At 56.8% G+C, this 21,132-nt stretch carries 22 protein-coding genes; 11 read left to right on the forward strand and 11 right to left on the reverse strand.

Features of this window, described 5'->3' with window-relative positions; all coding sequences use genetic code 11:
• Window positions 1–160: 160 nt before the first annotated feature.
• The 6 genes from potF (at window position 161) to rlmC (ending at window position 6,046) form a co-directional block, all read left to right on the forward strand.
• A complete protein-coding gene (gene potF, locus F3J39_RS02110; protein WP_071668664.1) occupies window positions 161–1,270 on the forward strand; it encodes a spermidine/putrescine ABC transporter substrate-binding protein PotF in 1,110 nt (369 codons plus the stop codon).
• Between the two features lie 119 nt (window positions 1,271–1,389).
• Window positions 1,390–2,523 carry a putrescine ABC transporter ATP-binding subunit PotG gene (gene potG, locus F3J39_RS02115; RefSeq protein WP_148310066.1) on the forward strand — a complete coding sequence of 378 codons (1,134 nt, stop codon included), beginning with the start codon at window positions 1,390–1,392 and terminating at the stop codon, window positions 2,521–2,523.
• Window positions 2,524–2,532: 9 nt separating this feature from the next.
• Window positions 2,533–3,489 carry a putrescine ABC transporter permease PotH gene (potH, locus tag F3J39_RS02120; protein ID WP_071668665.1) on the forward strand — a complete coding sequence of 319 codons (957 nt, stop codon included), beginning with the start codon at window positions 2,533–2,535 and terminating at the stop codon, window positions 3,487–3,489.
• Window positions 3,486–4,331 carry a putrescine ABC transporter permease PotI gene (gene potI / locus F3J39_RS02125; protein WP_071668666.1) on the forward strand — a complete coding sequence of 282 codons (846 nt, stop codon included), beginning with the start codon at window positions 3,486–3,488 and terminating at the stop codon, window positions 4,329–4,331. Before potH ends, potI begins: the two co-directional genes overlap by 4 nt.
• Window positions 4,332–4,397: 66 nt before the next feature.
• The gene (locus F3J39_RS02130) at window positions 4,398–4,862 is read left to right on the forward strand and encodes a YbjO family protein (RefSeq protein WP_039383491.1); all 465 of its coding nucleotides are present in this window, start codon (window positions 4,398–4,400) and stop codon (window positions 4,860–4,862) included.
• Window positions 4,863–4,903: 41 nt separating this feature from the next.
• Window positions 4,904–6,046, forward strand: coding sequence for a 23S rRNA (uracil(747)-C(5))-methyltransferase RlmC (rlmC, locus tag F3J39_RS02135; protein ID WP_104084712.1), 1,143 nt, complete (start codon window positions 4,904–4,906; stop codon window positions 6,044–6,046).
• Between the two features lie 24 nt (window positions 6,047–6,070).
• Here the strand turns inward: rlmC and artJ (F3J39_RS02140) are convergent, their stop codons facing one another.
• From artJ (F3J39_RS02140) to F3J39_RS02165, 6 genes are all read right to left on the reverse strand, one after another.
• Window positions 6,071–6,802, reverse strand: a complete 732-nt coding sequence (artJ, locus tag F3J39_RS02140; protein WP_039383495.1) for an arginine ABC transporter substrate-binding protein — start codon at window positions 6,800–6,802, stop codon at window positions 6,071–6,073.
• A 150-nt stretch (window positions 6,803–6,952) separates the two neighbouring features.
• Window positions 6,953–7,621, reverse strand: coding sequence for an arginine ABC transporter permease ArtM (gene artM / locus F3J39_RS02145; protein WP_094111973.1), 669 nt, complete (start codon window positions 7,619–7,621; stop codon window positions 6,953–6,955).
• Between the two features lie 3 nt (window positions 7,622–7,624).
• On the reverse strand, window positions 7,625–8,338 hold the full coding sequence (gene artQ, locus F3J39_RS02150) for an arginine ABC transporter permease ArtQ (protein WP_113655680.1): 714 nt from the start codon (window positions 8,336–8,338) through the stop codon (window positions 7,625–7,627).
• A 6-nt stretch (window positions 8,339–8,344) separates the two neighbouring features.
• Window positions 8,345–9,076, reverse strand: coding sequence for an arginine ABC transporter substrate-binding protein (gene artJ / locus F3J39_RS02155; protein WP_071668670.1), 732 nt, complete (start codon window positions 9,074–9,076; stop codon window positions 8,345–8,347).
• A 15-nt stretch (window positions 9,077–9,091) separates the two neighbouring features.
• Window positions 9,092–9,820 (reverse strand): arginine ABC transporter ATP-binding protein ArtP, encoded by a 729-nt coding sequence (artP, locus tag F3J39_RS02160; protein ID WP_039383501.1) that lies wholly within the window; start codon window positions 9,818–9,820, stop codon window positions 9,092–9,094.
• A 236-nt stretch (window positions 9,821–10,056) separates the two neighbouring features.
• Window positions 10,057–10,596 (reverse strand): lipoprotein, encoded by a 540-nt coding sequence (locus F3J39_RS02165; RefSeq protein ID WP_166713791.1) that lies wholly within the window; start codon window positions 10,594–10,596, stop codon window positions 10,057–10,059.
• Window positions 10,597–10,705: 109 nt separating this feature from the next.
• Here F3J39_RS02165 and F3J39_RS02170 point away from each other — a divergent pair, with 109 nt between their 5' ends.
• Entirely contained in the window at window positions 10,706–11,026 is a 321-nt protein-coding gene (locus F3J39_RS02170; RefSeq protein ID WP_039383506.1) for a heavy metal-binding domain-containing protein, read from the forward strand.
• Window positions 11,026–11,850, forward strand: coding sequence for an N-acetylmuramoyl-L-alanine amidase (locus F3J39_RS02175; protein ID WP_104084714.1), 825 nt, complete (start codon window positions 11,026–11,028; stop codon window positions 11,848–11,850). Before F3J39_RS02170 ends, F3J39_RS02175 begins: the two co-directional genes overlap by 1 nt.
• A gap of 3 nt (window positions 11,851–11,853) precedes the next feature.
• On the opposite strand, the gene ltaE is transcribed toward F3J39_RS02175, so the two are convergent.
• The 3 genes from ltaE to F3J39_RS02190 form a co-directional block, all read right to left on the reverse strand.
• Window positions 11,854–12,861, reverse strand: a complete 1,008-nt coding sequence (gene ltaE, locus F3J39_RS02180) for a low-specificity L-threonine aldolase (protein WP_104084715.1) — start codon at window positions 12,859–12,861, stop codon at window positions 11,854–11,856.
• A gap of 67 nt (window positions 12,862–12,928) precedes the next feature.
• Complete coding sequence (gene poxB / locus F3J39_RS02185) at window positions 12,929–14,650, reverse strand: ubiquinone-dependent pyruvate dehydrogenase (protein WP_104084716.1); 1,722 nt, start codon at window positions 14,648–14,650, stop codon at window positions 12,929–12,931.
• Window positions 14,651–14,763: 113 nt separating this feature from the next.
• Window positions 14,764–15,660: a lysine exporter LysO family protein gene (locus tag F3J39_RS02190; protein ID WP_071668675.1), complete on the reverse strand. Its 897-nt coding sequence runs from the start codon at window positions 15,658–15,660 to the stop codon at window positions 14,764–14,766.
• 141 nt (window positions 15,661–15,801) lie between these two features.
• Here F3J39_RS02190 and F3J39_RS02195 point away from each other — a divergent pair, with 141 nt between their 5' ends.
• The gene (locus F3J39_RS02195; protein WP_104084717.1) at window positions 15,802–17,430 is read left to right on the forward strand and encodes an ATP-dependent endonuclease; all 1,629 of its coding nucleotides are present in this window, start codon (window positions 15,802–15,804) and stop codon (window positions 17,428–17,430) included.
• A gap of 77 nt (window positions 17,431–17,507) precedes the next feature.
• On the opposite strand, the gene cspD is transcribed toward F3J39_RS02195, so the two are convergent.
• Window positions 17,508–17,729 carry a cold shock-like protein CspD gene (gene cspD / locus F3J39_RS02200; protein WP_071668677.1) on the reverse strand — a complete coding sequence of 74 codons (222 nt, stop codon included), beginning with the start codon at window positions 17,727–17,729 and terminating at the stop codon, window positions 17,508–17,510.
• 323 nt (window positions 17,730–18,052) lie between these two features.
• On the opposite strand from cspD, the gene clpS reads away from it, so the two are divergent.
• Together clpS and clpA are read left to right on the forward strand one after the other, a co-directional pair.
• Complete coding sequence (clpS, locus tag F3J39_RS02205; RefSeq protein WP_039385772.1) at window positions 18,053–18,373, forward strand: ATP-dependent Clp protease adapter ClpS; 321 nt, start codon at window positions 18,053–18,055, stop codon at window positions 18,371–18,373.
• Between the two features lie 55 nt (window positions 18,374–18,428).
• Window positions 18,429–20,708 (forward strand): ATP-dependent Clp protease ATP-binding subunit ClpA, encoded by a 2,280-nt coding sequence (gene clpA, locus F3J39_RS02210; RefSeq protein WP_039383524.1) that lies wholly within the window; start codon window positions 18,429–18,431, stop codon window positions 20,706–20,708.
• An 89-nt stretch (window positions 20,709–20,797) separates the two neighbouring features.
• Here the strand turns inward: clpA and infA are convergent, their stop codons facing one another.
• Window positions 20,798–21,016, reverse strand: coding sequence for a translation initiation factor IF-1 (gene infA, locus F3J39_RS02215; protein WP_002211347.1), 219 nt, complete (start codon window positions 21,014–21,016; stop codon window positions 20,798–20,800).
• Window positions 21,017–21,132: the final 116 nt, after the last annotated feature.

Below are 21,132 nucleotides of genomic sequence, written 5' to 3' on the forward strand. Positions count from 1 at the left end.
TTTGCAGGTTGCTGGCTCACTCTCCCGAGACTGGCTATAGGTATTTACTATTTAACGTCCGCTGAAGAGTGATTCATTGTATGTCTGGCTATTTTCAGACAGGAAATCATCGGATCGGCTGTATGCAGCGTTTATTGACCCGTTCAGGAGAAAATAACAGATGAACAACCAGACAAAAAAATGGTTGCCAGCCGCAGTGGCTGGTGTGGTAATGGCATCAGCTGTTGCTGCTCAGGCAGAAGATAAAACGCTGCACGTCTATAACTGGTCCGATTATATTGCGGCCGATACGGTGCCCAACTTTGAAAAGCAGACCGGCATCAAAGTTGTGTATGACGTCTTTGACTCCAATGAAGTGCTGGAAGGCAAACTGATGGCGGGCAGCACCGGCTATGATGTTGTGGTGCCCTCATCCAGTTTTCTGGCGCGCCAGCTGCAGTCGGGCGTGTTTCAGGAACTCGACAAAAGTAAACTGCCGAACTACAAAAACCTCGATCCGGACCTGATGGCCAAAGTGGCACAGCACGATCCTGGCAATAAATACGCGATTCCTTATCTGTGGGGCACCACCGGCATCGGTTATAACGTTGAGAAAGTCAAAGCCGCGCTCGGTGCGGACGCGCCGGTTAACAGCTGGGATCTGGTGCTGAAACCGGAAAACCTCGAAAAACTGAAAAGCTGCGGTGTCTCTTTCCTGGACGCGCCGGAAGAGATCTTCGCCACGGTGCTGAACTATCTTGGCAAAGATCCCAACAGCGCTGACGCCAAAGATTACACCGGAGCGGCGACCGATCTGCTGATGAAACTGCGGCCAAATATTCGCTATTTCCACTCGTCGCAATATATCAACGACCTGGCGAATGGTAACACCTGCGTGGCGATAGGCTGGTCTGGCGATATTCTGCAGGCGAAAGATCGCGCTGAAAAAGCAAATAACGGCGTTCACCTGGGCTATAGCGTGCCGAAAGAGGGCGCCCTGGCGTTCTTTGACATGATGGCGATCCCGAAAGATGCGAAAAATATGGATGCTGCCTATCAGTGGCTGAACTACATCATGGAGCCGAAAGTGATCGCTGAGGTATCCAACAAAATCAATTATGCCAACGGCAATAAAGCGTCGCTGCCGCTGATTAACGCCGACGTCCGCAACAATCCGGGCATCTTCCCGACGCCGGACGCGATGGCGAAGCTGTTTGTGCTCAAGGTCCAGGATCCGAAACTGGATCGCGCACGCACCCGCGCATGGACTAAAGTAAAAAGTGGTAAGTGATTCGTTCTGAACGATATCCCTGACCGGTAACCACAGCAGAGGCGCAGTACGGGCCTCTGCTGTGCCATTCCAGCGGCTGGCTGTGCCGCGCTACCCCGCTTAGCGCCGGAGAAATGTTAGTGAACGACGCGATTTCCCGTCCCCAGAGTAAATCAGCAAAGGCATTAACGCCGCTGCTGGAGATCCGTAACCTGACCAAATCGTTTGAGGGTCAGCACGCCGTAGATGATGTCAGCCTGACTATCTACAAAGGTGAAATCTTTGCCCTGCTGGGTGCATCTGGCTGCGGCAAATCGACGCTGCTGCGCATGCTGGCAGGATTTGAGATCCCCAGCAGCGGCCAGATTGTGCTGGATGGTCAGGATCTCTCTCACGTGCCGCCCTATCAGCGCCCTATCAATATGATGTTTCAGTCCTACGCGCTGTTTCCGCATATGACAGTGGAGCAAAACATCGCCTTTGGCCTGAAGCAGGATAAATTATCCAAAGCAGAAATCGCCAGCCGCGTGGCGGAGATGCTGGCGCTGGTGCATATGCAGGAGTACGCCAGCCGCAAACCGCATCAGCTCTCAGGCGGGCAGCGTCAGCGCGTGGCGCTGGCCCGCAGCCTGGCAAAACGGCCTAAACTGCTGCTGCTGGATGAGCCGATGGGTGCACTGGATAAAAAACTGCGCGATCGCATGCAGCATGAGGTGGTGGATATTCTGGAGCGCGTGGGTGCTACCTGCGTCATGGTCACGCACGATCAGGAAGAGGCGATGACTATGGCCGGACGTATTGCCATCATGAATCGCGGTAAGTTTGTGCAGATTGGTGAGCCGGAAGAGATTTATGAGCATCCTACCAGCCGCTATAGCGCAGAGTTTATCGGCTCGGTTAACGTGTTTGAGGGGCTGCTGCGCGAGCGGCGTGACGAGGGCGTGGTGATTGATAGCCCCGGCCTGATGCATCCGCTGAAGGTCCAGACGGATGTCTCCATTGTCGACAATGTCCCGGTCCACATTGCGCTGCGCCCGGAAAAGGTGATGCTGTGCGATACGGTACCGGCTGACGGCTGCAACTTTGCCGTGGGCGAGGTGGCGCATATCGCCTATCTGGGCGATCTGTCGATTTACCACGTGCGCCTGCACAGTGGACAGATGATCAGCGCGCAGCTGCAGAACGCGCATCGTTTTCGCAAAGGTGCGCCCGTCTGGGGAGATGAAGTGCGTCTCTGCTGGGATGCGGACAGCTGTGTGGTTCTGACGGTCTAGGGGGCGGTTATGAGTCAGATTTCTCCACGGCCTCAGCCGGTACTGGCGGGCACGCCACTGCAGCGCTGGGCGACCCGCATGAAGATGCAGCACGGACGCAAACTGGTGATTGCGCTGCCTTACCTGTGGCTGATTTTGCTGTTCCTGCTGCCGTTTCTGATTGTGCTTAAAATCAGCTTTGCCGATATCGCCCGCGCCATCCCGCCTTACACTGACCTGGTGACCTGGGCGGATGACCAGTTGAATGTCGTGCTGAACCTCGGCAACTATTTTACGCTGACGGACGATCCGCTTTACGCTGAAGCCTACCTGACCTCGCTTAAAGTGGCGGCGATCTCCACGGTAATTTGCCTGCTTATCGCCTATCCGCTCGCCTGGGCGGTTGCGCACAGCAAGCCGTCGATGCGCACCATACTGCTGCTGCTGGTGATCCTGCCCTCCTGGACATCATTCCTGGTGCGCGTTTACGCCTGGATGGGGTTACTGAACAATAACGGCATTCTGAATCGCTTTTTGCTGTGGCTTGGCGTTATCGATCATCCGCTGGTGATCCTCTACACCAATACGGCGGTCTATATCGGTATTGTTTACTGTTATCTGCCCTTTATGGTGCTGCCGATCTATACCGCGCTGACGCGTATCGACTATTCGCTGGTGGAAGCGTCGCTGGACTTAGGCGCGCGTCCGCTGAAAACCTTTTTCAGCGTGATTGTGCCGCTGACCAAAGGCGGCATTATCGCCGGGTCGATGCTGGTGTTCATACCGGCGGTAGGGGAGTATGTGATCCCGGAACTGCTGGGCGGCCCGGACAGTATTATGATTGGCCGCATTCTCTGGCAGGAGTTTTTTAATAACCGCGACTGGCCGGTGGCCTCCGCGCTGGCGGTAACCATTCTGCTGATCCTGATCCTGCCGATTATCTGGTTCCACAAGCATCAAAATCGCGCTGCGGGAGAGAAAGCATGAATCAGCTACCGGTTATTCGCTCGCCGTGGCGTACCGCTATTCTGGTGCTCTGCTTTCTGTTTCTCTATGCGCCCATGCTGCTGCTGGTGGTCTACTCCTTTAACAGCTCGCAGCTGGTCACGGTGTGGGAGAGCTTCTCTTTTCACTGGTATCGCGTCCTGTTTCAGGATGAGGCGATGCTCGATGCCGTCGGGCTGAGCCTGACCATTGCCGGGCTTTCAGCCACCATGGCCGTGATACTGGGTACCCTGGCGGCGGTGATCATTGTGCGCTTTGGCCGCTTTCGCGGTCACAGCGGTTTCGCCTTTATGCTGACCGCACCGCTGGTTATGCCTGACGTGATTACCGGTCTGTCGCTGCTGCTGCTGTTTGTGGCGATGGCGAACACGCTGGGCTGGCCGGGCGACCGCGGCATGCTGACTATCTGGCTGGCGCACGTCACATTCTGTACCGCTTATGTTGCGGTAGTGATCAACGCCCGCCTGCGCGAACTGGATCGCTCTATTGAAGAGGCCGCGATGGATCTGGGCGCCACGCCGCTGAAGGTGTTCTTTGTGATCACCGTGCCGATGATTGCGCCCGCCATTGTAACCGGCTGGCTGCTGGCCTTTACGCTGTCGCTTGATGACCTCGTGATCGCCAGTTTTGTTACCGGTCCGGGAGCGACCACGCTGCCGATGGCGATCTTCGCCACGGTACGACGCGGGGTGAATCCGGAGATCAACGCGCTGGCGTCGATTATTCTGTTTGTGGTCGGGCTGGTCGGTTTCATCGCCTGGCGCTTTATGGCGCATGAAGAAAAACAGCGTTTGCGTGATATTCAGAAAGCAAAACGTGGCTGAAATCCCGTGAGTTTGCCACTATAAGCAAGGCTGGCGTTGCCAGCCTTTTCTTATGGAGCCTGGGTGATGTCGGAAACGCTGAAAAACGCTGTGTTGAGCTCAACGCCGGTGCCGGTAACGATTGCCGGTATTGCGATTATTATTACCCGCTGCCTCAGCGTGATGATGATGGCTGGCGAGCTGGGCTATGAGGAGATGGCTAACTTTGTGCACCGCAGCGCACAGGCCTGGGACTCCACCCTGATATTTATCGCCAGCCAGCTGATTTTTCTGTTTGAACTGCGCTGTGCTTTTACCCTGATGCGCGGCAGCAATCGCGGCCGCTGGGGCTATACGCTCAGCCAGGTTGTGGTGCTGTTCTATATGCTGATGGCGTCGGTGGGCTGGATCTATCCGGAGATATTCAGTATTTCGGGTGAAAACAATCTGCAGATTATTCACCACACGCTGCAGCAGAAATTGCCGGACGTGCTGATTGTGCTGCTGCTGTTTGTGCCGGCCAGCAGTCGCGCATTTTTCCGCATCCGGTGATACAATCGCCCCCCATTTTTTCTCCGAGTACAGGTTGTTCCATGCATTGCGCGCTTTATGACGCTGGCCGCTGCCGTTCATGTCAGTGGCTGGAGAAACCCTATCCGCAGCAGGTCAGCGATAAGCAGGCGCGGCTTGCTCAGCTGCTTGCAGCGATGCCGGTCAGCGACTGGCGGCGTCCGGTGACGTCGGCGGAGCAGGGGTTTCGCAATAAGGCCAAAATGGTCGTCAGCGGCAGCGTGGAGCGCCCTGTTTTTGGTCTGGTGGCACCTGACGGCGAGCCGGTCGATCTCTGCGCCTGTCCGCTCTATCCCGCCAGCTTTGCGCCGGTGTTTGCGCTGCTCAAACCCTTTATCGCCCGTGCCGGCCTTACGCCTTACAGCGTGACGCGCAGGCGCGGCGAACTGAAGTTTCTGCTGCTGACAGAAAGCAGCGAGGGCGGCATGATGCTGCGTTTTGTGCTGCGTTCAGCCAGTAAGGTGCCGCAGCTGCAGGCGGCACTGCCGTGGCTGCAGCAGCAGCTGCCGCAGCTGAAGGTGATCTCTGCCAATATTCAGCCGGTACATATGGCGATTCTGGAGGGGGAGGAAGAGATTGCGCTCACCGCGCAGCAGGCGCTGCCGGAACGCTTTAACCAGGTACCGCTTTATATCCGTCCGCAAAGCTTTTTCCAGACCAACCCGCAGGTGGCGGCCGCGCTTTACGCCACCGCGCGCGACTGGGTAGCGGAGCTGGACGTGACCAGTATGTGGGATCTTTTTTGCGGCGTGGGTGGATTTGGCCTGCACTGCGCCACCCCGGAGATGACGCTGACGGGCATTGAAATCAGCTCTGAAGCGATAGCCTGTGCGCAGCAATCGGCGCAGCAGCTGGGGCTGGAGAAGGTGCACTTTGCCGCTCTGGATTCCACCCGTTTCGCTACCTCACGGGAAGATGTCCCGCAGCTGGTGCTGGTTAATCCGCCGCGCCGCGGCATTGGCAGCGAGCTGTGCGACTATTTAAGCAACATGGCTCCGGCTTTTATTCTTTACTCCAGCTGCAATCCTGCCACCCTGGCGCAGGATATTGCCCGGCTTAGTGATTACAACATACAAAAAGTGCAGCTGTTTGATATGTTCCCGCACACTGCTCATTTTGAAGTGTTATGTCTGCTGACGCGTAACGATCGGGCGCGTGCTGCATAACGCAGCACGCGCTGAGAAGAGAAATTACTCCGGGAACCACTTCTGGTTGATCTGCTGCCAGCTGCCGTCAGCTTTCAGAGCCGCCAGCGCGGTATTGAACTCATTCAGCAGGTCACTGTTACCCTTACGCACGGCAATACCCAGCCCGTTGCCAAAGTATCCGGCATCGGTCACGTGCTCGCCCACGGTAGTGAGATCCTCATTGGCTTTAAGCCACTGACTGACCACGGCGCTGTCGCCAAATACGCCATTGAGGCGGCCGTTTTTCAGGTCGAGAATCGCATTCTGATAGCTGTCATACGCGACCGCTACTACGTCCGGATGCTTTTCAGTCAGATATTTCTGGTGAGTGGTGCCGTTCTCTACGCCGATACGTTTGCCTTTCAGCTGGCTGAAATCGCTGAACTCTCCTTTACGGGCAATGACGATAGCGGAGTTGGCATAGTAAGGCTGGCTGAAATCGACCTGCTTACTGCGCTCGGCGGTAATATCCATACCGGAAATCACCGCATCATAACGGCGGAACTTCAGTGACGGGATCAGGCTGTCAAACGCATTATTTGTGAACGTGCACTCCGCTTTGATTTTCGCACAGAGCGCTTTCGCCAGATCGATATCAAAGCCCACAATCTGATTGTCGTGATCCAGTGATTCAAACGGCGGATAGGTAGCGGAAACAGCAAAACGTATTTTTTCAGCTGCATAAGCATTCACAGTAACCGCAGCGAGCGCTGCGGCGATAATCCATTTTTTCATCATGTCATTCTCATAAGCAAGCCAGAAGCGGAATGCGTGACACAATGCCATTGAATGAATTTTTATGCAATTATTTTGGATAAGTAAGGCTTTGTAATGGGCGGCTGCTCTGACGCCGGCATGGCGCACAAGCAACCGCTCCGGTGGCGATTAGCTGCGCTGCTCAAATACCAGTGCGCGTTTCTCTATCAGCCGCATCAGCAGCGTCAGCGCGCCGTTAACCACCAGATAGATCAGACCCGCCGCCGCATACACCGTAACGTCATAGGTGCGTCCGTAGAGCATCTGACCGTGGCCCATCACTTCCATCAGCGTAATGGTGTAGGCCAGCGAGGTGCTTTTAAACACCAGCACCACCTCGTTGGAATAGGAGGAGAGGGCGCGCTTAAACGCATAGGGCAGCAAAATACGCAGCGTATCTTTGCGGTTCATGCCGAGCGCGGCGCATGACTGCCACTGACCCGCCGGAATAGCGCGTACCGCACCATAAAATAGCTGGGTGGTGTAGGCGGCGCTGTTGAGCGAAAGCGCCAGCATCGCGCACAGCCAGGGCTGCGACAGCAGATGCCAGAGCCAGGGTACGCTCTGAATAGCGGGAAACTGGCCCGGCCCGTAGTAGATCAGGAAAATCTGCACCAGCAGGGGAGTACCGGTAAACAGCGTGATATAGCCTCTTACCAGCAGGCTGGCGACCGGGACTTTCAGCGCCAGCACGACAGTACAGAGCAGCGACAGCAGCAGCGCGGCCGCCAGTGAGGCCAGCGTCAGCGTTAAGCTGGTATGCAGACCTTTTAACAGTTCGGGTAAATAGTCGAGCATATGTCAGGCTCCCCGCTCAAAACGCGTGGTGCGTAATTCAATGCGGCGTAAAATCGCCTGACTGAACAGCGTAATCACCAGATAGATAGCGGCCGCCACCAGATACCAGGTAAACGGCTCCTGCGTACGCGTAGCGATACTTTTCGTCTGCAGCATCAGGTCGTTAACGCTAATCAGCGACACCAGCGCCGTATCTTTCAGCAGCACCAGCCACTGGTTGCCGAGGCCCGGCAGCGCATGTCGCCACATTTGCGGCATAATCAGCCGGAAAAAGATGGCAGACTTTTTCATCCCCAGCGCCTGACCAGATTCCCACTGGCCTGCCGGTACTGCTTTCAGCGCACCGCGCAGCGTCTGTGATGCATAGGCGGAATAGAGCATAGCCAGCGCAATCACCCCGCAGAGAAACGGGCTGACATCAAAGTTCTCAATCTGCAGCTGCACCGGAATAGTCACCAGGCCCAGATTAAGACTGAAACCGTCAGAGAGCGTCAGCAGCAGCTGTGAGGCACCAAAATAGATAAAAAGGACGACCAGGATTTCCGGCAGACCGCGGATCAGCGTGACCAGCACGGTGCCGACCCACGCCAGCGGTTTTATGCGCAGCGACTCCCAGCCAGCAAACAGCATTGCCAGCACAAGGCCGGCGATCAGCGCACAAACAGCAAGGCCGACGGTTATCCCGGCGGCACTTGCAAGTGAGATCATTTCATTCATCAGAGATTACTGCTGGAACCATTTGCTGTAGATAGTCTTGTAGGTGCCGTCAGCTTTGATCTTATCCAGTGCCGCGTTGAACTTACCCTGCAGTTCAGCGTTGCCCTGACGCACGGCGATGCCCAGGCCGGTGCCAAAGTAATCTTTATCCGTGACCTTTTCACCCAGCGGTGCCAGCGTTGCGTTCTGCTTCAGCCATTCATTGACCACGGCGGTATCACCAAAGACGGCATCGATGCGGCCATTTTTCAGATCCAGTACGGCGTTCTGATAACTGTCGTAAGGCACGATAGTAATATCGCTATGCTTGTCAGTCAGGAACTTCTGGTGGGTGGTACCGTTCTGTACGCCGACGCGCTTGCCTTTAAGGGCAGCAACATCAGCCAGCTTGCCTTTCTGCGCAATAAAGGTGGCAGAGTTATCGTAGTAAGGCTTGCTGAACAGCACCTGCTTTTCACGTTCCGGCGTGATGTCCATACCGGCCATTACCGCGTCAAAACGGCGGAATTTCAGGCTGGGGATCAGGCTGTCGAACGCCTGATTAGTAAAGGTGCAGGTCGCATCCATCTCTTTGCAAAGGGCGTTAGCGAGATCGACATCGAATCCCTGAATTTTGTTCTCAGCGTCAACGAATTCAAACGGCGGATAAGAGGCTTCGGTAGCGAAACGCAGCGTCTGTGCAGCGGAAGCGCTCAGGCTCAGCGTGGTGAGCAGGGCAGCAAGTACAACTTTTTTCATTATTAGCATCCTGACTTAGTGCGAAAGATAGTGTGCAAACGCATCGGTTTGCGGCTGTGTAAAGCGGCTGGCATCACCCTGTTCAATGATGTGACCATTCTCCATATAGACCACGCGGCTGGCGGTTTTGCGCGCCACTTCTACCTCGTGGGTCACAATAACCTGCGTGATCTGCGTCTGTGCCAGTTCACGAATAATCGTCACGATCTGCGCGGTAATTTCCGGATCGAGCGCGGCGGTGGGCTCATCGAACAGCAGCACCTGCGGCTCCATCATCAGCGCGCGGGCAATCGCCACGCGCTGCTGCTGACCACCGGAGAGGTGCAGCGGAAAACGATCGGCATAAGGCGTCAGGCGCAGGCGCTCCAGCAGCTTATCGGCACGCGCGCGCGCCGCCTCTTTTGTCAGGCCCAGCACCCGGCAGGGAGCCTCAGTGAGGTTTTGCATAACCGTCAGGTGGGGCCAGAGGTTATATTGCTGGAATACCATGCCGACGTTCTGGCGCAGCTCGCGAATCGCGCTGTCAGCAGGCGTTTTGGTAAAGTCAAACTGGTTGCCGGCAATCTGCAGCGTACCAGAACGCGGCAGCTCCAGCAGATTGAGTACGCGCAGGAGTGAGCTCTTCCCGGCACCGCTGGGACCGAGCAGCACCAGCGTCTCTCCCTGCGGACACTCCAGGTTGATGTCAGACAGCGCCTGATGGGCACCGTAAAAGCAGTTAATAGCGTTTAATTGAATACTCATGCGCGGAAAAATAGAGAGCAAATAGTGCCGCAAATCTTAACGTTCCCGGCATAGTTATGCAAATCGGGTGACTTAAAATTTATTAAACAGCGCATTACCCGCTCCGGTGCAGCAGAAAATTGTGCGGCCTGCATCAGGCGTGGTTTGCGCGACTTTCACGCCTGACGTTAACACCGGTCAGGGGCTCTCTACCGATGTGGCACCCTAATGTGTGAGCAGGATAACAAAAAAATGCGCTATTTTTTCTGCTCCAGCAGCTGGCTGAGTGAGCCGCCACCGGCATGCGGCCACGCTGCCATATAGCGCACATCCTGCACCACCCAGCACTCGCCTTCGCGGATCATCAGCACCTCATCGCGCCACTGTTTATCACCGCGTGTCAGCGTAACGCGTAGCGGGATATTTCGCGCATCGCGATTGGGGATCGAAGAGGCGTTGTCAACCTCAGCAGCATCCGGCCCCTGCGCCAGGCTGGAAAAGAGATCGCCCTGACGCCACTCTGCCGGCTGATTGCGTTTTTCCCGCGCCTGCAGCAGCGTCTGATAAAGATGATCGCTCAGATAAGGGCGATATCTGGCCAGCAGCGCAGGGTCAGGCAGGCCTGCTGAGGGTGCCTTCACGCGTAAATCATAAAACTGTTGCGCCACGCTATCCGGCCCGCCATCGATACAGGACGCACTGCGCGGGCCATTATCCCTGATAACCGGCTCTACGGTGGTACAGGCGCTCAGCAGCGTTGCTGCTGATGCCAGCAGTGCAAGGGCTTTGATTCTCATCTCCGGTTCCTTATTGTTCTGTGGCAAAGCATGGGTTTTAGCATAGAGTATAGTCGTGCTTTTTCAGCACCATGCGTGCGGGTTCCATCGACATCTTCAGGAGATAACCATGAAATTTTCGACGACACCAACTCTGGAAGGCCACAGCATTACTGAATACTGCGGCGTTGTGACCGGCGAGGCGATTTTGGGCGCCAATATTTTTCGCGATTTCTTCGCCGGTATCCGCGATATCGTAGGGGGCCGCTCAGGTGCCTATGAAAAAGAGCTGCGCAAGGCGCGGGAGATTGCGTTTAAGGAGCTGGGCGATCAGGCGAAAGCGCTGGGCGCTAACGCGGTAGTCGGTATCGATATCGATTACGAAACCGTGGGTAAAGACAGCAGTATGCTGATGGTCAGCGTCTCCGGCACCGCCGTTATCGTGCGCTAATGCGTTTACTGCTGGTTACAGCGATGGCGCTGCTGCTCAGCGCCTGTCACTCCTCAATGGAAGCGCGTCAGGGTTACTGGGCCGATACCACTCATCCGGCGCAGGGCGCGCGACCGCGCATTAAAGTTGTAGTGATCCACTACACCGCGGACGATTTCTCCTCTTCGCTGGCAACCCTGACCGATCGGCAGGTCAGCGCACACTATCTGATCCCGCGCCAGCCGCCGCAGAGATCGGGAAGGGGAGTGGTCTGGCAGCTGGTGCCGGAGCAGCAGCTTGCCTGGCATGCCGGGCCCAGTTTCTGGCGCGGTGCAACCCGGATTAATGACACGTCTGTAGGGATTGAGATAGTCAATGCAGGCTATCAGCGTACGCTAACCGGGCTAAGGTGGCAGCCTTATACAGCCGATCAAATCACCGTACTGGCGGCGCTGCTGCGCGATCTGCAGCAGCGTTACGCTATTGCGCCCGAAAATATCGTGGGCCACAGCGATATTGCGCCGCAGCGCAAGCAGGACCCGGGTCCGCTCTTTCCCTGGCAGCAGCTGGCCGCGCAGGGAAGCGGCGCCTGGCCCGATCCGGCGATTACTGCCCGTTATCTGGCGGGGCAGTCTGCCAGCAGCGTTGTAGATCCGCAGCCGCTGCTGACAGCGCTGCAGCAGTATGGCTATGACGTGGCGGGCGCGACAACGCCTGAGATGCAGCGCCGGCTGATTGCGGCCTTTCAGATGCACTTCCGCCCGCGCGACTACCGGGGCGTTGCTGACGCAGAGACGCTGGCGATAGCCCGGGCGCTGCTGGCACAGTATGGCGCAGCGCGCTAGCGGTCAGCCCGCTGACTGCAGAAACGCCTGCCAGCGTGCGACGACCTGCTGCAGATCGGCGCGGGACACATCGAGATGGGTCACCATGCGCGTCCGGGCGCCCACGCTGATAAGAATATCGGCGGCGTGCATCCAGCGCTGCAGCGCATCTGTCTGCTCTGGCGGAACCTGCACAAACAGCATGTTTGTCTGCTGGCTTATCACCTCCACACCCAGCGCGCGCAGCTGCTCTGCCAGCCACGCGGCGTTGTCATGATCCTCCTGCAGCCGGGTCACGTTGTGCTGCAGCGCATAGCGTCCGGCCGCCGCCAGAATGCCCGCCTGGCGCATACCGCCACCGGTCATTTTACGCCAGCGCCGCGCCTGCTCTATATAAGCGCTGTCGCCGCACAGCAGCGAGCCTACCGGCGTGCCCAGTCCCTTTGAGAGGCAGATAGTCAGCGTATCGCAGTAGCGTGCAATTTCTGCCAGCGTCACCTGCTGTGCCACCACGGCATTAAAGATACGTGCGCCATCAATATGCAGCGCCAGCCCGCGTTCGCGGGTAAAGTGCCACGCCTGCTCCAGATAGCTGAGCGGCAGTACTCTGCCGTGATGAGTATTTTCCAGACTCAGCAGGCGGGTGCGGGCAAAATGAATATCGTCCGGCTTAATCGCAGCGGCCACGTCCGCCAGCGGCAGGGTACCATCCTCCGCGGCAAGGATTGGCTGAGGCTGAATACTGCCCAGCACCGCCGCGCCCCCCGCTTCATATTTGTAGTTGTGCGCCTGCTGGCCAACGATATATTCATCGCCGCGCTGGCAGTGGCACAGCAGCGCCACCAGATTAGCCTGGGTGCCGGTAGGAAAGAACAGCGCGGCCGCTTTGCCGCTTGTCGCTGCCGCTTCGGCTTCCAGTGCATTGACCGTGGGATCGTCACGATAGACGTCATCTCCGGTGGCGGCGTTCATCATGGCGTCCAGCATCGCCGCACTCGGGCGGGTTACGGTATCACTGCGCAAATCGATCACGTGGCTCTCCTGAAAGAAAAAGCGGGCTGTTCGCCCGCATTATTGCCTGTCCGGCAGGAGCTTTGTTTTACCGCAGCCAGTTGGTTTTCGCCAGCTCGGTGATCTCATTGCCGCGTCCGTTGAGGATGGCGCGCAGCATATAGAGACTAAAGCCTTTTGCCTGCTCCGCTTTGATTTGCGGCGGCATCGACAGCTCCTCTTTAGCCGTATGCACATCCACCAGGACCGGGCCATCATGCGCAAAAGCCTGCTCCAGCGCCGCATTGAGATCTGACGCTTTTTCAACCCGGATACCTTTGATGCCGCAGGCGGCGGCAATCGCAGCAAAATCAGGATTTTCCAGGTCGGTGCCGTCGGTAAGATAACCGCCCGCTTTCATCTCCATTGCCACAAAGCCCAGCACGCTGTTGTTAAAAATCACCAGCTTAACCGGCAGTTTCAGCTGCGCTACCGAGATAAAGTCTCCCATCAGCATACTGAAGCCACCGTCGCCGCACAGCGCCACCACCTGACGCTCTCTGTTGATAGCCTGCGCACCCAGCGCCTGCGGCATCGCATTCGCCATAGAGCCGTGATTAAACGAGCCTAGCAGGCGCCGTTTGCCGTTCATCTGCAGATAGCGCGCCGCCCAGACGGTGGGCGTGCCGACATCGCAGGTAAAGATGGCGTCGTCAGCGGCGTAGCGGCTGATCTGCTGTGCCAGATACTGGGGATGGATCGCCTGGTTGTCGTTTGCGGTTGCCAGATCGTCCAGGCTCTTGCGGGCGTCAGCGTAGTGCTCCAGCGCACGATCGAGATGATGGCGATCGTCATGCACCTCAAGCTGCGGCAGCAGCGCCTGGATCGTGGCTTTAACGTCACCCACCAGCGGCATATCGACATGGCTGTGCGCCCCCAGGCTGCCGGGGTTGATATCGATCTGAATGATACGCGCGCTGGCGGGGTAGAAGGCACGGTAGGGGAATTTCGTGCCGAGCAGGATCAGGGTGTCGGCATTCATCATGGCGTGATAGCCGGAAGAGAAACCAATCAGCCCGGTCATACCAACATCATACGGGTTGTCATATTCGATGTGTTCTTTGCCGCGCAGTGCGTGCACTACCGGCGCCTTAAGCCGTTCTGCCAGGGCGACAACTTCAGCATGGGCACCGGCGCAGCCGCTGCCGCACATCAGCGTAATATTGCCCGCGCCGTTAAGCGTTTCCGCCAGGGTAGCGAGCTCCGCTGCGGCCGGCACGACCTGTGGCAGCTGCGGCGGATACCATTCGCTGCGCGCACTTTTCGGGGCGGGCTGCAGCGCCACGTCACCCGGCAGGACAATCACAGAGACCCCGCGGTTGAGGATCGCTTTACGCATGGCGATGCCCAGAACCTGCGGCAGCTGCTCCGGATTAGAGACCAGCTCACAGTAGTGGCTGCATTCGCGAAACAGCTCCTGCGGATGCGTCTCCTGAAAATAGCCGCTGCCAATTTCGCTGGAAGGAATATGCGCGGCAATCGCCAGCACCGGCACATTGTTACGATGGCAGTCAAACAGCCCGTTAATCAGGTGCAGGTTACCGGGACCGCAGGAGCCGGCGCAGACCGCCAGCTCGCCGCTGATTTGCGCTTCTGCACCGGCGGCAAACGCGGCCACCTCTTCATGTCGCGTTGGCATCCATTCAATCGTACCCATGCGATTCAGGCTGTCACTCAGGCCGTTAAGCGAATCACCGGTTACGCCCCAGATACGTTTTACGCCTGCGCTCTCCAGCGTTTGTGCCAGCAGGGCGGCCACAGTTTGTTTCATCATTTGCTCCTTTCTGATGGGGGGCCATCTATGCTGATGGCAAAAATCTGTCAGTCAGAAAGCGTAGACGAAGCCGCTGCGCGCCAGCCGTGAAAAAGTGCGCTGCAGACCCGTCAGGCGGAAAAAAAGGCGATCAGCACCGGGGCCAGCAGGCTCATAATAAAGCCGTGCACGATGGCTGCAGGGACGATCTCCATGCCGCCGGCACGCTGCAGAATTGGCAGGGTGAAATCCATGGAGGTGGCACCGCTCAGGCCCAGCGTCATACTGCGGTGCCGGGTAATAAGCAGCGGGATCAGCATAATTGTGATCAGCTCACGCAGCAGATCGTTAAAGAACGCTGCGCTGCCGATAACGGGACCAAACGCGTCCGTCATCAGAATGCCGGAAAGCGAATACCAGCCAAAGCCGCTGGCCAGCGCGAGGCCGGTTTTGAGCGGCAGTCCAAGGCAGACAGCGGCGAGTGCGCCTCCGGCCAGTGCGCCAGCCAGCGACACGGCCGCCACCAGCGCACCCCGCCGGTTAAGCGTAATCTGCCGCAGCGTCATGCCGCTGCTGCGCAGCTGAACGCCCACCAGAAACAGCATCAGGATCAGGGCATATTCGCTGACGGTGGCCGCATGGCGCAGCGGAGCCCACTGCGTCAGGCCGAGCAGAAATCCGCCCAGCACCGAGCCGCACAGCTTGAGTGAGTCCAGCGCCATCGCGAGACGCGACGGCAGCGCCTGCGCTTTATGCTGATGCCGCCACGGCAGACGCTGCTCAAGCAGCCAGAACGCCAGCAGCGAACAGGCGAGAATCAAGAGACCAGAGATAAAAGCGGTATAAAAAATGGTGAGCAAATTCGTGCTGAGATTATCAAGAAATGCCAGGCTCACGCCCATAAAAAACAGAATGATATAGACCAGCGCACTGAGCAGCCGCGCCACCGCGCGTAGCAGTACCGGCTGCTGCAGATGCAGCAGATAACCAGCAATCAGCGGCAGCAGAATAATCATCAGACCATACATAGCGAACATCCGTCCGTGGGAAAAGGACGCCACGCTAATCAAAAAAGCGCACGCTGTAAATCACCGTCTGCGGATAATTTGCGCCTTGACCCATACGCCACCGTACACCATGCTCAGGCAACCTCTGTACAGGATAACCCTATGATTCTGGATCATATTGATATCAGCGGCTTTCGCGGCATTAATCAGCTCTCGCTGCCGCTTACGATGACGAATCTTCTGATAGGTGAAAACGCCTGGGGCAAATCAAGCCTGCTGGACGCGTTCTCACTCATGCTGGATCCGGCCAGCGCGCACGCCACCCTCAGCGAAGAGGATTTCCATTTCCCCGCCGCGGCCCCCGCGGCACGCTGGCGCACACTACAGATAGTGGTGCGCTTTCGCGCCTGTGAAGCAGAGCGGGAAAATACCCTGCTGCAGCCTTTCTGGCAGCATGATGAGCAGGGGAGTTATCTGCGCTTCAGTCTGCGGGCTACCTGCAAAGCAAACGGTGTGAAAAGCAGCTGGCGTTTCATTGACGCGCGTAATCAGCTGCTGGCAGCGGAGCCGACGGTGGCGGCGATAAGCTGGCTGCGGCAGCACCATCCGGTGCTGCGTTTACGCGATGCGCGGTTCGGACAGCGCCATCGGACGCATGAACCAGGCGGTGAGGGTCGGGATCCGGGTCTGCAGGCGCTGCAGAGCGTGTTACAGCAGCTCAATCGCGCGGCGGGCGGCCGGGCGGTGAGCGATGAGGTGCTGCTGCAGGGCGTACAGACAATGCAGCAGCTGATGGCGCACTATTTTCTCGTTCAGCAACCCGGCGTCAGTCACCCGCGAATGGCACCGGAACTGCGCGACGGCAGCGCAGGCTGGCAGGCGCTGGATGCGCTTAACCGGCTGCTGGCGGGGGCTAGTGCAGAGCATCGTCGCGAGGTGCAGCTGCGGCTGCTGGCACTGCTGCCCGGCAGCAATGCGCTGCCAGACGGCGCCCAGCCTGTTCTGCTGGTCGAGGATCCTGAAACCCGGCTGCACCCGATAATGCTTTCGGTTACCTGGAATTTACTGACGCTGCTGCCGCTGCAGCGGCTGGTCACCACCAATTCAGGTGAACTGGTTTCCCAGACGCCGCTGGAAAACCTCTGCCGTCTGGTGCGTGAAGCGAGCCGCGTAGCGGCGTGGCGTATCGGCGAAGCGGGGCTGAGCGCCGAGGATCATCGCCGCATCGCGTTTCATATTCGCGTTAATCGACCCGCCGCGCTGTTTGCCCGCTGCTGGCTGCTGGTAGAGGGCGAGACGGAGGTGTGGATCGTTAACGAGCTGGCGCGACAGCAGGGCGATCATTTTGCCGCAGAAGGGATCCGGGTGATCGAGTTTGCCCAGGCAGGCCTGAAGCCGCTGCTGAAATTTGCCCGGCGTATGGGAATTGCCTGGCACGTATTGACCGATGGCGATGAGGCAGGAAAGAAATATGCGGCGACCACCCGCAGCCAGCTGCTGACCCACGAAAAGGAAGAGGTGCACCTGACGCAGTTTCCGGCAGCTGACATTGAACACTTTCTCTATCAGCACGGATTCCGCGCGGTCTATCATCAGATGGCGCACCTGCCGTTAAACATTGCGATGACGCCACGGCGTATTATTACGCAGGCGATCCATCACAGCTCTAAGCCTGAGCTGGCCATTGCCGTGGCGCTGGCAGCCGGGGAGCGCGGCCCGCAGGCGATTCCGCCGCTGTTCAGAGCGCTTTTTAATCAGGTAAAAATGCTGGCACAGCGGCGTGCAGGATAGGATGAAAAGTAAAATGCCAGCGTTACCGGCTGGCATTTCAGGGGCGGAGTGGTCAGAATAACCGCGCGCTGCGCCGGTCAGGAATGCAGCGACGCCTCACAGGGGACAATCAGACTGGCATGGTTGCCTTTTGGCCCTTCGTGAACATCAAACTGAACGTGCTGACCCGCTTTAAGCGTTCTGTAACCCTCCATCTGAATGGTGGAGTAGTGCGCAAAGATGTCATCGCCACCGCCAACCGGACAAATAAAGCCGAAGCCCTTGGCGTTGTTGAACCATTTAACAGTACCCGTCTCCATGCTTTTACTTCCCTCGCAAGACATTCTGATAAGTAGGTGAGGTCATCGCAGCTGTGAGTCGCGGTTGTTTAAAACTCAATCAGCTTGTGCATGTAGAATGTAGAGAAACGGACCTTATCGTCAAGCAATCGACCCGGATGCATGGGCAGAAAATCACCAAAATTTGAGGCAGTTAACGCTATTGAGAATTTTGTGATACAGGTCGCGCATCTGCTTTTCGTACCGATAGCAGCGATAGCAAACCCGGCTTGACAGACGTGTTAAACTTCAGGTTAGTGCAGGCTAAAATGCATGACCGCAACGCAGAATTCCAATGGACGATTATGGCAAACACAAACGACTGGCTTAATTTTGAACACCTGGCCGAAGACAAAGTACGTGAAGGGTTAAAGCCGCCTTCAATGTATAAAGTCATCCTGAATAATGACGATTATACACCTATGGAATTTGTTATTGACGTTCTGCAAAAGTTCTTTTCTTATGATATTGAACGCGCCACGCAACTGATGCTGAAAGTTCACTATCATGGAAAGGCAGTCTGCGGTGTTTTCACCGCTGAAGTAGCAGAGACAAAAGCTGCGCAGGTGAACAACTATGCCAGAGAGAATCAACATCCTTTGCTGTGTACGCTGGAAAAAGCCTGAACCTGTCTCCATATAGGAAACAGGCAGTCAGAGCGATAATTGGGGGAGGTGCCAAATGCTCAATCAAGAACTGGAACTCAGTTTAAACATGGCTTTCGCCAGAGCGCGCGAGCACCGTCACGAGTTTATGACCGTCGAACATCTGTTACTGGCACTGCTCAGTAACCCGTCGGCCAGAGAGGCACTGGAAGCCTGTACGGTGGATATTGTGGCTCTGCGTCAGGAACTCGAAGCCTTCATCGAACAAACCACGCCGGTGCTGCCGGTCGGCGAAGCTGAGCGCGATACGCAACCTACGCTCAGCTTCCAGCGCGTGCTGCAGCGGGCGGTATTCCACGTTCAATCTTCCGGTCGCAGTGAAGTTGCAGGCGCCAATGTCCTGGTTGCCATTTTCAGCGAGCAGGAGTCGCAGGCGGCTTATCTGCTGCGCAAACATGAAATCAGCCGTCTCGATGTGGTGAATTTCATCTCTCACGGCACACGTAAAGATGAGCCCGGCCAGTCGCAGAATAACGCGGACAATCCGGTCAATGAAGAGCAGGCAGGCGGGGAGGAGCGTATGGAGAACTTCACCACCAATCTTAACCAGCTTGCTCGCGTTGGCGGTATCGACCCGCTTATCGGGCGTGAAAAAGAGCTGGAGCGCGCCGTGCAGGTGCTGTGCCGCCGGCGTAAAAACAATCCGCTGCTGGTGGGTGAATCGGGCGTAGGTAAAACCGCGATTGCTGAAGGGCTCGCCTGGCGTATTGTGCAGGGTGATGTACCTGAGGTGATGAAAGAGTGCACTATCTATTCACTGGATATCGGCTCTCTGCTGGCGGGCACCAAATATCGCGGCGATTTTGAAAAGCGCTTTAAAGCGCTGCTCAAACAGCTGGAGCAGGATAACAACAGCATCCTGTTTATTGATGAGATCCACACCATCATCGGTGCCGGTGCAGCATCGGGCGGGCAGGTGGATGCCGCTAACCTGATTAAGCCACTGCTCTCCAGCGGTAAAATCCGCGTGATGGGTTCCACAACCTATCAGGAGTTCAGCAATATTTTCGAGAAAGATCGCGCACTGGCGCGCCGCTTCCAGAAAATTGATATTACTGAGCCTTCGGTTGAAGAGACCGTGCAGATCCTCAACGGACTGAAGCCGAAATATGAAGCGCATCATGACGTGCGTTATACCGCGAAGGCGGTGCGTGCCGCGGTAGAGCTGGCGGTCAAATATATCAACGATCGTCATCTGCCGGATAAAGCCATTGACGTCATCGATGAAGCGGGCGCGCGGGCGCGTCTCGTGCCGGTGAGCAAGCGTAAGAAAACCGTTAACGTATCCGATATTGAATCGGTTGTGGCACGGATTGCACGTATACCGGAACAGAGCGTATCGGCCACCGATCGCGATACGCTGAAAAACCTGGGCGACCGCCTGAAAATGCTGGTATTTGGCCAGGATAATGCGATTGAGGCACTGACCGAAGCGATTAAAATGAGTCGCGCTGGTCTGGGTCAGGATCGCAAGCCGGTCGGCTCCTTCCTGTTCGCCGGTCCGACCGGGGTAGGTAAAACAGAAGTCACCGTGCAGCTGGCGAAAGCGCTGGGCATTGAGCTGCTGCGTTTTGATATGTCGGAATATATGGAGCGCCATACGGTCAGCCGTCTGATTGGCGCACCTCCTGGCTATGTGGGCTTTGACCAGGGCGGTCTGTTAACGGATGCGGTGATCAAGCATCCGCACGCTGTGGTGCTGCTGGATGAAATTGAGAAAGCGCACCCGGATGTCTTTAACCTGCTGCTGCAGGTTATGGATAACGGTATGCTGACCGACAACAACGGGCGCAAAGCGGACTTCCGTAACGTGGTGCTGGTCATGACCACTAACGCCGGCGTACGCGAAACTGAACGTAAGTCAATCGGTCTGATTCAGCAGGATAACAGTACGGATGCGATGGAGGAGATCAAAAAGATCTTTACGCCAGAGTTCCGCAACCGTCTCGACAACATTATCTGGTTCCGTCACCTCTCTGCTGAGGTGATCCATCAGGTCGTCGATAAGTTTATTGTTGAACTGCAGGCGCAGCTGGATGCGAAGGGCGTCTCACTGGAAGTGAGCGACGACGCGCGCGACTGGCTGGCAGAAAAAGGCTACGATAAGGCGATGGGCGCGCGTCCGATGGCGCGTACGGTTCAGGAAAGCCTGAAAAAACCGCTGGCCAATGAACTGCTGTTTGGTTCGCTGGTGGATGGTGGCTCTGTGTCAGTGGCGCTGGATAAAGAAAAAAACCAGCTTACTTATCACTTCCTGAGCGCAGAGAAGCGCAAAACGGAAGGCACTGTGCACTAACGCCAGGGCAATAAAACAAAAGGCCGGATAATTATCCGGCCTTTTTTTTGCGGCTGGAAACTTAACCAGCCCGCGACGTGTGCAGCAGCTTAGCGACTGCGGAAGACAATGCGGCCTTTGCTCAGGTCGTACGGGGTCAACTCTACAGTGACTTTGTCACCCGTCAGGATGCGGATATAGTTTTTGCGCATTTTACCGGAGATATGAGCGGTAACCACGTGCCCGTTTTCAAGCTCTACGCGGAACATGGTGTTAGGTAACGTATCCAGTACGGTACCCTGCATTTCAATATTGTCTTCTTTGGCCATCGAATCCTCTGGGTGAACTACCAAACTGTTGAACCGGCAAGATAATGCCGAATTCCATGATTTATGTAAAGAAACGTTGGCTGTTTTTGCCAACGCTTCGCCGTGCGTCGCGCTGT

The organism is Pantoea sp. Acro-807, from assembly GCF_011752675.1.
In the GTDB taxonomy this organism is placed as follows: Bacteria; Pseudomonadota; Gammaproteobacteria; order Enterobacterales; family Enterobacteriaceae; genus Pantoea; species Pantoea eucrina.

What these genes read in the sequence shown, in the direction of transcription:
- potF (WP_071668664.1), top strand. Translation starts at nt 161, where the DNA reads ATGAACAACCAGACAAAAAAATGGTTGCCAGCCGCAGTGGCTGGTGTG.
- potH (WP_071668665.1), top strand. Translation starts at nt 2,533, where the DNA reads ATGAGTCAGATTTCTCCACGGCCTCAGCCGGTACTGGCGGGCACGCCA.
- potI (WP_071668666.1), top strand. Translation starts at nt 3,486, where the DNA reads ATGAATCAGCTACCGGTTATTCGCTCGCCGTGGCGTACCGCTATTCTG.
- F3J39_RS02130 (WP_039383491.1), top strand. Translation starts at nt 4,398, where the DNA reads ATGTCGGAAACGCTGAAAAACGCTGTGTTGAGCTCAACGCCGGTGCCG.
- rlmC (WP_104084712.1), top strand. Translation starts at nt 4,904, where the DNA reads ATGCATTGCGCGCTTTATGACGCTGGCCGCTGCCGTTCATGTCAGTGG.
- artJ (WP_039383495.1), bottom strand. Translation starts at nt 6,802, where the DNA reads ATGAAAAAATGGATTATCGCCGCAGCGCTCGCTGCGGTTACTGTGAAT.
- artM (WP_094111973.1), bottom strand. Translation starts at nt 7,621, where the DNA reads ATGCTCGACTATTTACCCGAACTGTTAAAAGGTCTGCATACCAGCTTA.
- artQ (WP_113655680.1), bottom strand. Translation starts at nt 8,338, where the DNA reads ATGAATGAAATGATCTCACTTGCAAGTGCCGCCGGGATAACCGTCGGC.
- artJ (WP_071668670.1), bottom strand. Translation starts at nt 9,076, where the DNA reads ATGAAAAAAGTTGTACTTGCTGCCCTGCTCACCACGCTGAGCCTGAGC.
- artP (WP_039383501.1), bottom strand. Translation starts at nt 9,820, where the DNA reads ATGAGTATTCAATTAAACGCTATTAACTGCTTTTACGGTGCCCATCAG.
- F3J39_RS02165 (WP_166713791.1), bottom strand. Translation starts at nt 10,596, where the DNA reads ATGAGAATCAAAGCCCTTGCACTGCTGGCATCAGCAGCAACGCTGCTG.
- F3J39_RS02170 (WP_039383506.1), top strand. Translation starts at nt 10,706, where the DNA reads ATGAAATTTTCGACGACACCAACTCTGGAAGGCCACAGCATTACTGAA.
- F3J39_RS02175 (WP_104084714.1), top strand. Translation starts at nt 11,026, where the DNA reads ATGCGTTTACTGCTGGTTACAGCGATGGCGCTGCTGCTCAGCGCCTGT.
- poxB (WP_104084716.1), bottom strand. Translation starts at nt 14,650, where the DNA reads ATGAAACAAACTGTGGCCGCCCTGCTGGCACAAACGCTGGAGAGCGCA.
- F3J39_RS02190 (WP_071668675.1), bottom strand. Translation starts at nt 15,660, where the DNA reads ATGTATGGTCTGATGATTATTCTGCTGCCGCTGATTGCTGGTTATCTG.
- F3J39_RS02195 (WP_104084717.1), top strand. Translation starts at nt 15,802, where the DNA reads ATGATTCTGGATCATATTGATATCAGCGGCTTTCGCGGCATTAATCAG.
- cspD (WP_071668677.1), bottom strand. Translation starts at nt 17,729, where the DNA reads ATGGAGACGGGTACTGTTAAATGGTTCAACAACGCCAAGGGCTTCGGC.
- clpS (WP_039385772.1), top strand. Translation starts at nt 18,053, where the DNA reads ATGGCAAACACAAACGACTGGCTTAATTTTGAACACCTGGCCGAAGAC.
- clpA (WP_039383524.1), top strand. Translation starts at nt 18,429, where the DNA reads ATGCTCAATCAAGAACTGGAACTCAGTTTAAACATGGCTTTCGCCAGA.
- infA (WP_002211347.1), bottom strand. Translation starts at nt 21,016, where the DNA reads ATGGCCAAAGAAGACAATATTGAAATGCAGGGTACCGTACTGGATACG.